The 15,233-nt window shown below is 71.3% G+C and carries 13 protein-coding genes, 2 tRNA genes and 1 other RNA gene; 7 read left to right on the forward strand and 9 right to left on the reverse strand.

Features of this window, described 5'->3' with window-relative positions:
- From CQ393_RS14020 to CQ393_RS14030, 3 genes are all read left to right on the forward strand, one after another.
- Positions 1–957 carry a DUF58 domain-containing protein gene (locus tag CQ393_RS14020; protein ID WP_153192277.1) on the forward strand — a complete coding sequence of 319 codons (957 nt, stop codon included), beginning with the start codon at positions 1–3 and terminating at the stop codon, positions 955–957.
- A 68-nt stretch (positions 958–1,025) separates the two neighbouring features.
- Complete coding sequence (locus CQ393_RS14025) at positions 1,026–2,999, forward strand: DUF3488 and transglutaminase-like domain-containing protein (protein WP_153192279.1); 1,974 nt, start codon at positions 1,026–1,028, stop codon at positions 2,997–2,999.
- On the forward strand, positions 2,996–3,520 hold the full coding sequence (locus CQ393_RS14030) for a Slp family lipoprotein (protein ID WP_153192281.1): 525 nt from the start codon (positions 2,996–2,998) through the stop codon (positions 3,518–3,520). The genes CQ393_RS14025 and CQ393_RS14030 overlap by 4 nt, the downstream gene beginning before the upstream one ends.
- Positions 3,521–3,644: 124 nt before the next feature.
- Here CQ393_RS14030 and CQ393_RS14035 read toward each other — a convergent pair whose 3' ends face one another.
- From CQ393_RS14035 to dnaX, 5 genes are all read right to left on the reverse strand, one after another.
- Positions 3,645–4,850, reverse strand: coding sequence for a hypothetical protein (locus CQ393_RS14035; protein ID WP_153192283.1), 1,206 nt, complete (start codon positions 4,848–4,850; stop codon positions 3,645–3,647).
- Positions 4,851–5,005: 155 nt separating this feature from the next.
- Positions 5,006–5,359, reverse strand: a complete 354-nt coding sequence (locus CQ393_RS14040) for a histidine triad nucleotide-binding protein (RefSeq protein ID WP_153192285.1) — start codon at positions 5,357–5,359, stop codon at positions 5,006–5,008.
- A 76-nt stretch (positions 5,360–5,435) separates the two neighbouring features.
- Positions 5,436–6,032, reverse strand: a complete 597-nt coding sequence (gene recR, locus CQ393_RS14045; protein WP_343199981.1) for a recombination mediator RecR — start codon at positions 6,030–6,032, stop codon at positions 5,436–5,438.
- 175 nt (positions 6,033–6,207) lie between these two features.
- A complete protein-coding gene (locus CQ393_RS14050) occupies positions 6,208–6,528 on the reverse strand; it encodes a YbaB/EbfC family nucleoid-associated protein (protein ID WP_153192288.1) in 321 nt (106 codons plus the stop codon).
- 6 nt (positions 6,529–6,534) lie between these two features.
- Positions 6,535–8,448, reverse strand: coding sequence for a DNA polymerase III subunit gamma/tau (dnaX, locus tag CQ393_RS14055; protein WP_153192290.1), 1,914 nt, complete (start codon positions 8,446–8,448; stop codon positions 6,535–6,537).
- Between the two features lie 170 nt (positions 8,449–8,618).
- On the opposite strand from dnaX, the gene CQ393_RS18405 reads away from it, so the two are divergent.
- The 3 genes from CQ393_RS18405 to ffs all read left to right on the forward strand — a co-directional run bounded on the left by CQ393_RS18405 (position 8,619) and on the right by ffs (position 11,665).
- Positions 8,619–11,303 carry a methyl-accepting chemotaxis protein gene (locus CQ393_RS18405; protein ID WP_194269676.1) on the forward strand — a complete coding sequence of 895 codons (2,685 nt, stop codon included), beginning with the start codon at positions 8,619–8,621 and terminating at the stop codon, positions 11,301–11,303.
- Positions 11,304–11,400: 97 nt separating this feature from the next.
- Positions 11,401–11,493 (forward strand) — tRNA-Ser (locus tag CQ393_RS14065).
- A gap of 75 nt (positions 11,494–11,568) precedes the next feature.
- Positions 11,569–11,665: signal recognition particle sRNA small type (ffs, locus tag CQ393_RS14070), an RNA gene on the forward strand.
- 161 nt (positions 11,666–11,826) lie between these two features.
- Here the strand turns inward: ffs and CQ393_RS14075 are convergent.
- Both CQ393_RS14075 and CQ393_RS14080 read right to left on the reverse strand, forming a co-directional pair.
- Positions 11,827–12,591: an MBL fold metallo-hydrolase gene (locus tag CQ393_RS14075; RefSeq protein ID WP_153192294.1), complete on the reverse strand. Its 765-nt coding sequence runs from the start codon at positions 12,589–12,591 to the stop codon at positions 11,827–11,829.
- Complete coding sequence (locus CQ393_RS14080; RefSeq protein WP_054663539.1) at positions 12,591–13,340, reverse strand: 3-deoxy-D-manno-octulosonic acid kinase; 750 nt, start codon at positions 13,338–13,340, stop codon at positions 12,591–12,593. Before CQ393_RS14080 ends, CQ393_RS14075 begins: the two co-directional genes overlap by 1 nt.
- Positions 13,341–13,362: 22 nt before the next feature.
- On the opposite strand from CQ393_RS14080, the gene CQ393_RS14085 reads away from it, so the two are divergent.
- Complete coding sequence (locus tag CQ393_RS14085; RefSeq protein WP_153192296.1) at positions 13,363–14,409, forward strand: glycosyltransferase family 9 protein; 1,047 nt, start codon at positions 13,363–13,365, stop codon at positions 14,407–14,409.
- 122 nt (positions 14,410–14,531) lie between these two features.
- Here CQ393_RS14085 and CQ393_RS14090 read toward each other — a convergent pair whose 3' ends face one another.
- Together CQ393_RS14090 and CQ393_RS14095 are read right to left on the reverse strand one after the other, a co-directional pair.
- Positions 14,532–14,930, reverse strand: a complete 399-nt coding sequence (locus CQ393_RS14090) for a DUF6165 family protein (RefSeq protein WP_153192298.1) — start codon at positions 14,928–14,930, stop codon at positions 14,532–14,534.
- A 128-nt stretch (positions 14,931–15,058) separates the two neighbouring features.
- Positions 15,059–15,149: transfer RNA gene (locus tag CQ393_RS14095), tRNA-Ser, on the reverse strand.
- Positions 15,150–15,233 lie beyond the last annotated feature (84 nt).

Consider the following 15,233-nt stretch of genomic DNA (forward strand, 5'->3'; position numbering starts at 1 on the left):
ATGGCCGGCGGTCTGCGTTCCCGCCTGCAGGCCCTGCAATGGCTGGCGCGCCCGCGCCGGCCCGAGCCGCTGCCGGTCGCGCTCGACCGCCATCGCATCTACGTCCTGCCCACCGGGTTCGGCCTGTTCCTGGGCGCGCTGCTGGCGACGATGCTGCTGGGCGCGCTGAACTACAACAACAACCCGGCGCTGCTGCTGGCGCTGCTGCTGGCGGCCACGGCGCTGGCCAGCGCACTGCAGGCCCACCTGCAGCTGTCCGGGCTGCGCATGGAGGCCGTGTCGGCCGAACCGGTCGCCGCTGGCATGCCGCTGCGGCTGCGGCTGGCGCTGGCCCGCGACGACCGCCGACCGCGCCGCGGGCTGCGCCTGGCCCATGGCCCGGCCGCCGCCAGGGCCGATCTGGTGGATACCGACGGCATCGAGGTCGACCTGTGGCTGCCCACCGTCCGGCGCGGCTGGCTGGACCTGCAACGGATCCGCCTGTCCACCACCCAGCCGCTGGGACTGGTGCGCGCCTGGAGCTGGGTGTGGCCGGCGCCGCCGGTGCTGGTCTATCCGGCGCCCGAGGCCAATGCCCCACCCCTGCCTGACACCGGCAGCGCCTCGCTGCGCACCCGCCAACACCCGCTCGGCGACGAACTGCAGCAACTGCGCCCGTACCGGCACGGCGATGCCCGCCGCACCATCGCCTGGAAGCATTCCGCCCGCCGCGACACGCTGCTGGTGCGCGAGTACGAACGCCCCGCTGGCACCGAACTGCTGCTGGACTGGCACGCGCTCGGCCCGTTGCCGCACGAACGCCGCATCGCCCGGCTGGCGCGCTGGGTGGAGGAGGCCGAACGCGAGGGCCGTCGCTACCGCCTGCTGCTGCCGGGCCAGCCGGTCATGGGGCCGGACGTCGGCGACAGCCACCGCCACCAGTGCCTGCGCGCGCTGGCGCTGATGCCCGACGCATGAAAAAAACGACAGGACAGCCGTTTTCCATGGCACAGCCGCGCAAGGGCCGGCGCACCGGCATATGCGCCATGGACGACCGCGCCGCGCCTCCGCTCAATCCGGGCGCGCGCGGCTGGGCGTTGCTGACCACCGCGCTGGCGCTGTTGCCGCTGCTGCTGCAGTTGCCCCGCATGCTGGCCGGCGTGTTCGCCGCCGCGGCGCTGCTGGTGGCGGCGCTGTCGTGGCGGCGCCTGGTCCCGCTGCCGCTGCGCCTGCTGCTGGTCGCCACCATGCTGGCGGCGATCTACTGGCAGATGGGCGCCTCGCCCGGCCGCGACACCGGCTGCGCGCTGCTGGCGGCGATGCTGGCGATCAAGTCCAGCGAACTGCGCACCCTGCGCGACGCGCGCAGCCTGCTCGGCTTCGCCCTGTTCGCGCCGTTCGCCGCCTTCCTGCTCGACCAGGGGCCGGTCACCCTGCTGCTGGCGCTGGCGGCGGTGGCCTGCGCCCTGCTCGGCCTGCAGCGCCTGACCGACGCCGAGACCGGTACTACGCCGCAGCCGGTCGCCCTCCAACTGCGCACGGTCGGCCGGCTGCTGGCGGTGGCATTGCCACTGGCGTTGTCCGCGTTCTGGCTGCTGCCGCGCCTGCCGACGCCGTTGTGGGGCATTCCGGAGCGGGTCGTGGGACAGCCCGGCCTGTCGGACACGATGGCGCCGGGGCAGTGGCTGGACCTGATGGCCGACGACAGTCCGGCCCTGCGCGTGCAGTTCGCCGGCGCCGCACCTGCACCCGAGCAGCGCTACTGGCGCGGGCCGGTGCTGACCCGCTTCGACGGGCGCACCTGGACACGCCTGGAAAGCCAGCGCCACACCGTGCCGCCGCCGGTCGCCGCCACGCCCGCGCAATGGGATTACCAGATCGAGTACGAGCCCACCGAACGGCGCGAACTGGTGGCGCTGGACCTGCCGCTGGCCGCCCCGGACGACACCTGGCTCGATGCCGACTACACCCTGGTGAGCGCCCGCCCGCTGACCGCGCTCACGCGTTGGCGTCTACGCTCCTCGCCGCCGGCGCGCTTCCAGCCGGAGCTGCCACCCGCCCTGCGCCAGCAGGCGCTGCAGCTGCCCGCCGGCTTCAATCCGCGCACGCTGGCGCTGGCGCGGCAGTGGCGGCAGGACGCCGGCGACGACGACGCGGCCATCGTCCAGCGCGCGATGCAATGGATCGGCCGCGATTTCAGCTACACCCTGAGCACGCCGCTGCCCGGCCGGCACAGCGCCGACGAATTCCTGTTCGACTGGAAGGCCGGCTTCTGCGAACACTTCAGCTCGGCCTTCGTGGTGCTGATGCGCGGTGCCGGCATTCCCGCGCGCGTGGTCACCGGCTATGCCGGCGGCACCCGCAACCGGTATGGCGACTACTGGCTGGTGCGCAGGATGGATGCGCACGCCTGGGCCGAAGTGTGGCTGCCGCAGCGTGGCTGGACCCGCGTCGATCCGACCGCGGCGGTGGCGCCCGAGCGCATCCGCGACACGCTGGAGGACCGCCTGGCGCGCGGCGACAGCGGCGGCGGCGTCATGGACATGGGCGCGCGCTGGTTGCAGGTCGCGCAGGTGGGCGACTGGCTGCGCCGCAACTGGAACGGCATGGTCCTGTCCTTCGACGCGCGGCGGCAGCAGCAGTTGCTGCGTTCGTTCGGCATCGAGCGCCTGGAGCCGGCGCAGCTGGCCGGGCTGTTCGCCACCTTCGCGCTCCTGGCCATCGGCGCCATGGCCTGGCTGCTGGCGCGCGGCGAGCGCGAACGCGATCCGCTGCTGCGTGCCTGGCGCCGCCTCGATCGCCGCTATGCCCGCCTCGGCCTCGGCCGCCAGCCGCACGAGCCCGCCGGCGCCTGGGCGCAACGCATCGAGGCCGTCCGGCCCGGCAGCGGCCTGGCGATGCTCAGCCAGCGTTTCAGCGACGCGCGCTACGCTGGCGCCTCGTCGGACCTCGCTTCATTATTGCGGGACCTGCACAGGCACCGCCCCCAACCCGGAATACGAACCGGAGCACGAACATGAAGACCCGCATCCTTCTCACCCTCGCCGCCAGCCTGGCACTGGCCGCCTGTGCCACCGCTCCCAAGCCGCTGCAGGGGCAGTTCAGCACGGTTTCCCCGCGCGATACCGTCGCCCAGAAGCAGACCGGCACGCCGGTGCGCTGGGGCGGCCGCATCATCGAGACGCTTCCCGGCCAGGGCGAGACCTGCTTCCAGATGATCGCCCGCCCGCTCAACGGCAATGGCCGCCCGAGCACCACCTCCGCCGACGCCAGCGACGGCCGCTTCCTGGCCTGCCGCGCCGGCTTCTACGATCCGGCGGTGTTCGAGCCGGGCCGCGACGTGACCTTCATCGGCCGCATCGACGGCTACCAGAGCACGAAGATCGGCGACTACGACTACCCGCTGCCCAAGATCGCCGCCGACGTGGTGTACCTGTGGCCGGTGCAGCGCGAGGTTGAGGTGGTGCCGGCCTACCCGTACGGCCCGTGGGGCCCGGGCTGGGGTCCCGGCTGGGGCTGGGGTTGGCGCGGCTGGTGGTGATCGACCAGGCGTGATCCGGCAAGAGTGACCAAAGAATAGACGCCGCCTTCGGGCGGCGTTTTTTTGGCCGGCACCAGTTGCCCGGGAGAACGATGGCAGCAACGGGGCCGGTACGGGCCCTGGATCAATCCTGCGCGCGGATCGTCCAGTCCCCGGCCCGCGCGCCCGGCGCCAGCACCCAGCCCGGTTTCAGGGCCAACGACCAGCCATCTCCCTTCAGACCATCGGCAACCGCCTCCGCCCCCGCGTATTGCACGGACAGGCGCGTCCAGTCCGCCGAAAGTAGGCCGTCCTTCTCGACCTCCAGCACTCCCCAGGCCGTTGCCGCACGGATGGTTGCATAGGCCGCGCCCTCCGGCGGCAGCGGCGTCACCCTGTTGGGATCGAAGCTGAAACTGGCGCCCTTCACCGGTGCCACCAGCACCGGGCCATCGACCAGGCGGGCGCGCAATGCCGCCGAAGCGGCGGCCTGCCTGATGGCCCTAGCGGCTTCTTCGGCCCTTATCCCGTCCATGCCGTAACGCGCGCCGTTCTCCGCGAAGGCCGCATCGGCGGCAGAAACCGCCAGTCCAAGGGCCGACGCGAGCATCGCCGGCAGGCCATCGTGGCGGTTCCAGGCCTCCCGCCAGCCCGGCGACACGCTGTCGAGCAGCACCCCATAGGCCGGCCCCGTGTAATAGGCGAAGGAACGGGCATAGGCAGCGACGCCGTCGCCTTTGCGCAGGTGGTCGGCCAGGTGCGCGGACATCGCCGTGTCCTGCGACAGGAGCCGCCCGGTGTACTCGGCGATGCCCTCGTGCCGTTCCATCGCATCCTCGGCCTGCCGCGCCTCCGGGAAACGCGCCTGCCGCCAGGCGCGGAAGGCCAGCGCATCCCGCGTCGCGCGGAGCCGGTCGTCCGGATCCGTGGCGGCGACAGCCGCCGCCAGCGCGCGCAGTTCCAGGCGCAGCGACAACCGTCCCTGTTCGGTCTCCAGTTGTTCCTGGTCGGCATGGGCGGCCGCCAGGCCGATCTGCCCCTGGATGCGGTGCCAGGCTTCATGCATGAGCAGGATCGAAAGCGCCGGCTCTCCCTGCGGCAGGGGCAGCATCAGCATGGTCCAGGTGCGTCCGTTCCATTTGACCGCGGTGTTGGCGACCGGAACCGCATCGGGCAGGCGCCCGCGGAAGATCGCCCCCTCCCGTTCGAGGGAGGTTTCGAGCCCGTCCATGTTCGCCACGAACCGCCGCGTCGCCGGGTCGGCCAGCAGGGTGGGACCGCACAGGTCCACGCCCCAGGCCTTTCCCGCATCGGCCTCGCACAGCGCCTGCATGCGCTGGAATGCCGCCATCGCCATCGCCGGGGCCGGCGCCAGTGGCGCCTGGGCCATCGCACCGGCGGATGCGGCCATCGACAGCGCTAGGCAGAAGTATCGGCAGGCAGGTCGCCGCATCGTCGGTTCTCCGATCATGCGGAACCAGGGTTCCGCGCAGGCGGCAAGGCCGCTCAGGCCGCGCCGAAATGCCCCAGCGGCGCGCCGGCCAGCAGGTGCAGGTGGATGTGGAACACCGTCTGCCCGGCGATCTCGCGGCAGTTCATCACGATGCGGTAGCCGTCCTGCGCGAAGCCTTCGCGGCGCGCGTATTCGGCCGCGGCCAGCGCCAGCTTGCCGATCAGGTGCGCCTGCGCCGGCTGCAGGTCGTCCAGGGTCGGGATGAGCTCGTGCTTCGGGATGAAGAGCACGTGTACCGGCGCCTGCGGCGCGATGTCCTTGAAACCCAGCACGTCCTCGTCCTCGTAGACGATGGTGGCGGGAATCTCGCGGCGGATGATCTTGCCGAAAATCGTGTCGTTGCTCATGGCCTGCCTCGGCGGAATACCGCCGGCATTGTATGCAACGCCGTCGCGGTCGTGCCGGCGGCCGGCCCGCACCGCCTCAGTCCGGTATCTCGCTGCGGCTGCCGAAGGCGTGCGACAGCGTGCCGCGGTCCACGTATTCCAGTTCGCCGCCCAGCGGCAGGCCCTGCGCCAGCCGGCTGGGACGCACCTTGTGGCGGCGCGCCAGCTGCGCCAGGTAGTGCGCGGTGGCCTCGCCCTCGACGGTGGAGTTGGTGGCGATGATCAGCTCGGCGACCTCGCCCTGCGCCAGCCGCGCCTCCAGCTGGTCCAGGCCGAGTTCGCGCGGGCCGATGCCGTCCAGCGGCGACAGCCGGCCCTGCAGCACGTAATACAGGCCGCGGTAGCTGGTGGCGTGCTCGATGGCCAGGCGGTCGGCCGGCGACTCCACCACGCACAGCGTCTGCCGCTCGCGGCTGGCGCCCGCGCACAGCGGGCAGATCTCGGTCTCGCTGAAATCGCGGCACTGCGCGCAGTGGCCGATCCGCTCGATCGCCTCGGCCAGTACGCCGGACAGGCGCAGGCCGCCATCGCGCGCGCGTTCGAGCACGTGGTAGGCCATGCGCTGGGCCGTCTTCTGGCCGACACCGGGCAGCACCCGGAAGGCTTCTATCAGTTGTTCGAGGAGGGAAGACACGGAGAGTCGTGAGGGCCTGGCAGTGCCGGCTGTTTGCTTCTCCCACGGGGAGAAGGTGCCCCGCAGGGGCGGACGAGGGTACGGGCGAAGCCGCGTGCAACCGAATGGCGCGAGGGGACTTCGCCCCGGCCCTTCCCCTGCAGGAGAAGGGCTTGATGGCTGGCGCCCACTGCCGTCAGAACGGCAGCTTCATGCCCGGCGGCAGCTTCATGCCGGCCGTGGCCGAACCCATGCGGCTCTGCGATTCGGCGTCGATCTTGTTGGAGGCGTCGTTGAATGCCGCGGCGATCAGGTCCTCGACCATCTCCTGGTCGGACAGCACGGACGGGTCGATGCGCACCTTGCGGCACTCCTTGGTGCCGGTGAGGGTCACGCTGACCATGCCGCCGCCGGCGCTGCCGGTGACTTCCAGCTTGGCCAGTTCTTCCTGGGCCTTCTGCAGGTTTTCCTGCATCTTCTGGGCCTGTTGCATCAGTTGGGCGATGTTGCCGCGCATGGTTTCCTACTCTTCAAAGGGACGGATGGAATCGGGCACGACCCGGGCGCCCTGCGCGAGCAGGTGCCGCACCTGGGGGTCGGCCATGAAAACGGCCTCGGCCGCATTCTGTCGCTCGCCGCGCTGGCGGTCTGCGCGCTCGTGCAGCGTCTCGGCCTCGGCGTTGCCGGTCTCGACCACGATCTTCGGCGCGCTGCCCAGCGCCTGCGCCAGGGTCTGCGCCAGCGCGCCCAGCGAACGCTCGGACTGCAGGTATTCGAAGCCGGGCAACAGGGCCAGCCGCAGCACGCCGTTGCGGTAGCCGACGAAGGCGGCATTGGCGGCCAGTTCGCGCGAGGGCCCGGACAGGCCGCTGGCGGCAATCAGGTCCAGCCACTGTTCGGCACTTTCCAGCACGCGCACCGTGCCGCCTTCGGGCGGTGGCGCAACCGGCTTCGCCGGCTCGATGGCGATACCGGCCGGGCGCGGCGGTGGCGCCTGCCGTACCGGTTCGGGCATTGGTTCAGGCATCGCATGGCTTGCCACAGGCGATTCATCGCGTGCGGCTTCAGCGTCCTCCACCATCCACGGCGGCAGGTCGTCGTCGCTGCGCGCCTGGACGGGTTTCGCTGGCGGAGCCGGGGCAACCACCGGCGCGGGCTCGACGTGCGGTTCGCGCACCGCCAAGGGGGCGGTTTCTTTCCGCTCGGGAGCCACGTAACCATGAGCAGATTCGAGCGTGGGCGCGGCCTGCACCGGCGTTGCCGGCGCGGCGGCGGCAGCCGACACTGCGGGCGTGGAACCGCCCACCGACGACGCCCCTGCATTCGGCCCGTCGCCCTCCGGCACCGCCGGCACCGCGCCGGCCGGTCGGAACGCCAGCATGCGCAGTACGGTCATCTCGAAACCGGCGCGCGGACTCGGCGCCAGGTGCAGGTCGCGACGGCCGCCCAGCGCCATCTGGTACCACAGCTGCACCACTTCCGGGCGCAGCCGCGCGGCGAACGCCGCCGCGTCGATGCCGTCGCCCGGCACCGCGGCGCCCGGCACCAGCTGCTGCACCTGGATGCGGTGCAGGGCTTCGGCCAGCGCGTCGAGCACGCCGCTCCAGTCCGGCGAGAAATCGGCCAGGGTGGCGACGACCTGCAGCAGCCGCGCGCCGTCGCCGACGGCCAGCGCGTCGAGCATGGCCGCCACCTGGGTGCGGTCGACGGTGCCCAGCATCGCCCGCACCACGTCCTCGCGCAGCGCGCCGCCGGCGTAGGCGATGGCCTGGTCCAGCAGCGACAGGCCGTCGCGCAGCGACCCGTCGGCGCCGCGCGCCAGCTGCACGATCGCAGCGTCGTCGAACTCGATCTGCTCGGCGCCGAGGATGCGCGTCATCTGGCCGCGGATCTGCTCCTCGTCCAGCCGCTTGAGGTTGAACTGCAGGCAGCGCGACAGCACGGTGACCGGCAGCTTCTGCGGGTCGGTGGTGGCCAGCAGGAACTTCACGTGCTCCGGCGGCTCCTCCAGCGTCTTCAGCAGCGCGTTGAACGCCGCCTTGGACAGCATGTGCACCTCGTCGATCAGGTACACCTTGAACTTGCCGCGCGAGGGCATGTACTGCGCGTTCTCGATCACCTCGCGCACGTCGTCCACGCCGGTGTTGGAGGCGGCGTCGATCTCCAGCAGGTCGATGTAGCGGCCGCTGTCGATGTCCAGGCAGGCCGGGCACTGCCCGCAGGGGTCGGCGCTGGTGCCGTGCTCGCAGTTCAGCGACTTGGCGAAGATGCGGGCGATGGTGGTCTTGCCCACGCCGCGGGTGCCGGTGAACAGGAAGGCATGGTGGACGCGGCCGCTGTCCAGCGCATTGCTCAGCGCGCGGACCACGTGTTCCTGGCCCACCAGCTCGGCAAAACGCTTCGGGCGCCACTTGCGGGCGAGAACGAGGTAGGACATCAGGCAACCATCTTCATCTCAAGGCCCCATTGTGCCACGCCCGGTTGGCGGGCGACCCGGCCGCCGGCCCCGGCCCCGGCTCAAGCTCCCTCCCCGTGCGGCCGATAACCGGCAGACGTGGGCGCCGCTTCCGCCGACCCGCGCATTCCGCTTCCCAGCAGGAGATGCCCATGTCCTTCCACCGCGCGGGACTCAAATCGGTGGTGGCGCGTACCGCCCTCATCCTCGGCCTGGTGGCCGCCGCCTGTTTCGGCGGCGCGACCTGGCTGATCCAGCACAAGGCCGCGGCGGTGCAGGAAGCCACCGCTCTGAACGAACTGGAGCACCTGGCGCGCGCCGAGGCGGCCAAGGCGCGCGGCGACGTCACCGAGACCCTGTCGCGGGTACGCGGCCTGGTCGACGCCACCCAGGCCCTGATGGCGCGCGGCGACGCCAGCCGCGGCGAAGCCTCCGAGCTGGTGCGGCGCTACACCGCCTCGGACAAGGCAACGCTGGGCTACTGGCTGGAATTCGAGCCGGACGGCTACGACGGCCGCGATGGCGCGTTCGCCCGCGCCTGGCCCGATGGCGAACCCGACGCGGACGGGCTGCGCGCCTTCATCGACGGGCTCGGTCCCGACCAGCGGGTGAGCAGCGACTCCGGGCGGCTGTCCATCTACTGGCACAGCCAGGGTACGGAGGAACCGACGCTGCAGGATGCGGTCGGCAGCGAGAACGAGATCCGGATCAGCGGCCCCGACGCGGAGAAGTACTACGCGGCGGTGAGGGAACGCGGCGACGAGCTGATGTTCGAACCCTACCTGGACGACGTGGGCACCAAGAAGGTGCTGATGACCAGCCTGATGGTGCCGCTCAGGCGCGACGGCCAGTTCGCCGGCGTGGCCGGCGCCGATATCGCGCTGGACGCCATCCAGGCCAACCTGGCCAAGGTGCGCCCCTACGAGCGCGGCGTGGTGCGCCTGCTCTCGCCCACCGGCAAGGTGCTGGCGGCGCCGGAGCAGCAGAGCCTGGGCAAGCCGTTCGCCCCGGACCTGGCGCCGGTGCTGGCACGGCTGGCCAAGGGCGAGGTGGTGCGCCAGCGCGTCTTCGACGCCGCGGTCGGCGGCGAGGTGTTCCGCGTCTACGTCCCGGTCACCGCCGGCCGCGCGCCGGACGCCTTCGCGCTGATGGTGTCGGCCCCCGTCGACGCGGTGATGGCCGGCGTGGCGCAGATCCGCAACCGGGTGATGCTGGTGGGTGCGGCCAGCGTGGTGCTGCTGGTCGCCGTGGTCGTGCTGCTGCTGCGCCGCCTGGTCGGCATCCCGCTGCGTGGCATCGTGCGCGGCGTGGATGCGGTCGCGGCCGGGCAGCTGGATTATCCGATCGCCGCCGGCGGCGACGACGAGGTGGGCCAGGTCTCGCGCGCGCTGCGCCAGATGCAGGCCGACCTGAAGGCGCGCCTGGATGCCGAGCGCGCCATCGCCGCGGAAAACCTGCGCGTGCGCATCGCCCTGGACAACGCCGGCACCGCGATGCTGATCGCCGACGCGCAGGGCCAGGTGGCCTACGCCAATCCGGCCATGCGCGGCCTGCTGGCGCGGCACCGCGCCGACCTCGCCCGGCACCTGCCGCACGCCGACCTGGAACGGATCGAAGGCCAGCCGCTGTCGCACCTGCAGGCGCAGGCCGGCGGCGATGCGGCCATCGCCACGGGCAAGCAGCAGGCCGAGCTGGCGTTCGGCAGCGCGGTGTTCGCCCAGACCATCGCCCCGGTGACCTCGGCCGACGGCCAGCGGCTGGGCCTGGTGGTCGAATGGCGCGACCGCAGCGAGGAAGTGGCGGTGGAATCGGAGGTGGCCACCGTCATCGACGCGGCCGCCGCCGGCGACCTGACCCGGCGCATCGGCACCGCGGGCAAGACCGGCTTTTTCCTGCGCCTGGCCGAAGGCGTGGACGGCATGCTCGACGCCAACGCCGGCACCATCGGCGACGTGCAGCGCGTGCTCGGCGCGCTGGCGCAGGGCGATCTCACCCAGCGCATCACCGCCGACTACCGCGGCGTGTTCGGCCGGATGCGCGACGACACCAACGCCACCGTCGAACGCCTGACCGGCATCATGCAGGGCGTGCGCGGCGCGGTCGACGCCATCGGCAGCGCCGCGCGCGACATCGCCGCCGGCAACAGCGACCTGTCCGCGCGTTCGGAACAGCAGGCCGCCAGTCTGGAGGAAACCGCCGCTTCGATGGAGGAACTGACCTCCACGGTGCGCAGCAACGCGATGTCCTCGCAGCAGGCGCGCGAACTGGCCACCGGCGCGGCCGACGTCGCCGCGCGCGGCGGCGAGGTGGTGGCGCAGGTGGTCGGACAGATGGACGGCATCAGCGCCGCCTCGCGGCAGATCGAGAGCATCATCGGCGTGATCGACGGCATCGCCTTCCAGACCAACATCCTGGCGCTCAATGCCGCGGTGGAGGCCGCCCGCGCCGGCGAGCAGGGCCGCGGCTTCGCCGTGGTCGCCAGCGAGGTGCGCGCGCTGGCGCAGCGCTCGGCCGACGCCGCCAGGCAGGTCAAGGGCCTGATCGGCGATTCCGTGCAGCGGGTGGAACAGGGCGCGGCCCTGGCCGGCGGCGCGGGCGACACCATGCGCGAGATCGTGGCCGCGGTGCGCCGCGTCAACGACCTGATGGCCGAGATCTCCGCCGCCTCGCAGGAACAGAGCGCGGGCATCGAGCAGGTCAACCAGACCATCGTCCACATGGACGGCGCCACCCAGCAGAACGCGGCCATGGTGGAGGAAGCCGCCGCCTCGGCGCGCTCGCTGCAGGAGCAGGCCGACGAACTGACGAAGATGGTGGCCGTATTCCGCCTGCGGTGAGGCATCGGGTCCGGCCGGCGCACGTTCGACTTGTGGCCGCCGCGCCGGCCCTATAGAATCTGCGCCCCTGCAGCGCCTTCGGGTGGCGGCAGGTCCCGGAGAGGTGTCCGAGTGGTTGAAGGAGCACGCCTGGAAAGTGTGTAAGCGTCTAAACCGCGCTTCGGGGGTTCGAATCCCCCTCTCTCCGCCAGATTCACGATTCCGGTTTCCGCCCGGAACAAAGAAACCCGGGCCGCGCGATGCGCGGCCCGCGTCTATGGTGGCCCCGTCGGCCCCTCGCGACGCTAGGTCGAAAATCCCGCCAGGGCCGGAAGGCAGCAACGGTATCGATCGACGCGGGCGCCGAGGTCAGCCGGCGGGGCCGCCACCTTTTCGGCACCTGGCCCGCCATCGCGTGCCGCGGCCCAGCGCACGCACGCGCACGCACGTGGCCGTGCGACGGAATGCCCGCCTCACCTCGCTTCGCGGCGTTCCACTGTGTACGCACAGCCTGTCCGATGCCGGCAATCCTGCGGGCTGCGGCTCAGCCCGGGAACGGCACCGCCCGCGGCGCGGTCGGCTCGGCCAGCGCCACGCACTCGCCCGGCTCGGCCACGCGGTGTCCGCGCGCGCGCAGCGCCTGACCATCGGCCGCGCTGGCGTAGTGGTACAGCATCATTCGCGCCCGCAGCGGCGCCGGGTACTCGCGCTCCAGGTCGTCCACGCCGGTATGCGACGGATTGCCATGCAGGCCGCAATCATGGGCGACCAATTCCTCGTCGTCGGCATAGCGCGCCAGCATTTCCGGAATCGGCCGGGTGTCGCCGCTCCAGACCAGCGCGCCCTGCAGGCGCAGGCCCCAGGCCGTCTCCGGCCAGTGGTGGCGCACCGGGAAGACTTCCAGGCGCACGCCGTCGTGCCAGAACGCCTCGCCGACCACGATCAGCTGGAACGCATCCCAGAAATTGGCGCCGCCCTCGGCCAGCACGTTCGGATAGTCGCCGACGCGCCGGTGCAGCAGCGGCACCACCGGCGCGGGCACGTACAGCCGCACCCGCCCGCGTCGGCGCGGATTGAAATAGGCATCGACGAACAGGCGCTCGAAACCGGCCACATGGTCCAGGTGCACATGGGTGATGAACAGCGCGTCAGGCATCGCCCCGTACTGCGCGCGATAGGCGGTCAACCCTTCGCCGCCACAGTCGATGGTCAGCCACGGCTGGCCGTCGCGCTCAATCACCGCCATCGGCGAACCGAGCTCGACCGCCGAGGCGTTGCCGACGCCGAGGAAGCGCAGGGACCAGTCCATCACACGCCCCGGTTCCAGGCCAGGTCGTAGGCGCGGCGCAGGCGCGCGAAATCCTTCTCCACGTCCTCGCGGCTGCGTTCGCCGCGCAGCTTGAGCAGCGAGCGCAGCAGGCGCTTGAGGTTGCGCTCGCGCCAGCGCGTGGCGGGAATGCGCAGCACGCCACGGTCGAAATCGATCAGCCAGCCGTGGCCGCCGGCGTCGAACAGGATGTTGTGCGCGTTGAGGTCGGCATGATCGAGCCCGGCGCGGTGGAAGCGCGCGATCAGGCGACCGGCCTCTTCCCACGGCGCGCCGCGACCGGCCACCAGCGCGCGGTCGGCCAGCGACCGTACCCCGTCCAGCCGTTCCATCAGGATCGCCGCGCGGTAGGTCGCGCCCTGGCGCATGTAGAACGCCGCCAGCGGACGTGGCACCGGCAGCTTCAGCGCGATCAGCTTCCGCATCAGCCGGAACTCGGCGAAGCTGCGGGTGCGGTCGGCGCCCTGCCACAGGTAACGGTCGCGGCTGAGCCGTGCGGCGACGCCGCCACGCAGGTAATGGCGCAGCACGCAATGCCCGAACGGCGCATCCACGAACCAGGCCCCGCCGCGGCCGCCCTCGCCCACCGGGCGCGCGCGGCCGCCCCAGTGCGCAGGCGAAAACAAGGTGGTTTCGGCTTGCCGCAGATGTTGGCGGTCGAACAGAATGGCGCCGTAGCCGCGGCCTTCGCGGCAAGGCGTCAGCGCTTCAGTGGCGTCGAAAGCGACCATTCACCACGAGTCTAACAACACCATGCCTCCAGCGTCCTCCCCCTTGTGCCTCCTGCGGCTGTCCGCGCTCGGGGACGTGACCCATGTGGTTCCGCTGGTGCGCACGCTGCAGCAGGCCAGGCCGGACACTGGACTGCACTGGGTGATCGACAAGGCCGGGCACAGGCTGCTGGAAGGACTGCCCGGGGTGGTGTTCCACGTCTACGACAAGAAATCGGGCCTGGCCGGCATGCGCGCGCTGCGCCGCGAACTGCCCGCCGCCGGTTTCGCCGCGCTGCTGCAGATGCAGGTCGCCTTCCGCGCCAACGTACTGTCGGCCTTCATTCCCGCACGGCGCCGCATCGGCTACGACCGCTCGCGCTCCAAGGACCTGCACGGGCTGTTCATCAACGAACGCATTCCCGACCGCCCCGACATCCATGTGCTCGATGCGATCGGCAGCTTCTGCGAACCGCTGGGAATGACGCAGACCACGGTGAGCTGGGACCTGGCCACGCCCGCCGACGCCCACGCCTGGGCGCGCGCGCAATGGGACGACGATGGCCGCCCGGTACTGATGATCTCGCCCTGCTCCAGCCACGAACGCCGCAACTGGTATGCCGACCGCTACGCGGCGGTCGCCGACCACGCCGCCGCGCGCGGCTGGCGGGTGGTGCTGTGCGGCGGCCGCAGCGAGCTGGAACGCCGCACCGCCGACGCGATCCTGGCGGCGATGCAGGCGCCGGCGCTGGACCTGGTCGGCCGGGACACGCTCAAGCAGCTGCCCGCCCTGCTGGCCCGCGCCAACCTGCTGATGACGCCCGATTCGGGCCCGATGCACATCGCCAACGCGGTCGGCACCAAGGTGCTGGGCCTGCACGCGGCCAGCAACCCGGCGCGCAGCGGCCCGTATTCGGACCGCCGCTACTGCGTGGACCGCTACGACGACGCGGCGCGGCGCTTCCTGCACAAGCCCGCGGCCGAATTGAAATGGGGCGCGAAGATCGAGTTCGACGGGGTGATGGAACTGGTCGGCGTTGACGACGCCGTCGCCGCGTTCGAGCGCTACGTGGCCGACCACCTCGGCTGAAGTATCCGGACAGCCCGCCCAATAACGTAGGAGCGACTTCAGTCGCGATGGGGCTTTCCCGGTAAAGCCCCATCGCGACTGAAGTCGCTCCTACGGGCGCTCACTTGCAAGGCGCGCAGGCCTCAGCGCGCACGGTAGTCCGCGTAGGACTTCTCTTCCACGTAGCCCGACCCCAGCGCGAGGTTGATCGCCTTCTTGATCCGCGCGCGCTCGTCGTTCTGGAAGTAAACGCTGCGCGCCAGTTCGACGAAGGCCTCGTCGAAGGCCTGCGCCTTGTCCTTGAGGCGGATGTCGTCCTCGATGTCCCACAGCCGCTCGTTCACCGCCTTCAACTCCGCGCGCAGGCCGTCAATCTCCCGCGCCGCGGCCGGATGCGCGCTCCAGGTGCGCTCCAGCGCGGCCAGTTCGTTGCGCACGTTCGCCAGCTTGGCCGCATCGCTCATGCGCTCGGACTTGATCTGCAGGATCGAGATCTTGTCGAGCAGTTCGCCGAAGGATACGGGCACCAGGATTTCGGACATGACGGACACCTGCGGAACGAAGGAGACAGTGTAACGGCCGGGCGCAGATGCCTGGCAGCCGGGAAGCCGCGCCTGGCCGGTCACTGGCCCGGAAACAAAAACGGCCCCGTCGGGGCCGTTTTCAAATCTGGCGGGAAGGGGGGGATTCGAACCCCCGATGCGCTATAAACGCATGCCTGATTTCGAGTCAGGTACATTCAACCACTCTGCCACCTTCCCGGTGGTTCCCGGCGAACCGGGCTGCGAATGATACGAGGCCTTGGCAGCGCGGACAAGCTGTTTTTGCGGCGCCGTGGCCTGCCC

The organism is Stenotrophomonas sp. MYb238, assembly GCF_009496535.1.
GTDB lineage: Bacteria > Pseudomonadota > Gammaproteobacteria > Xanthomonadales > Xanthomonadaceae > Stenotrophomonas.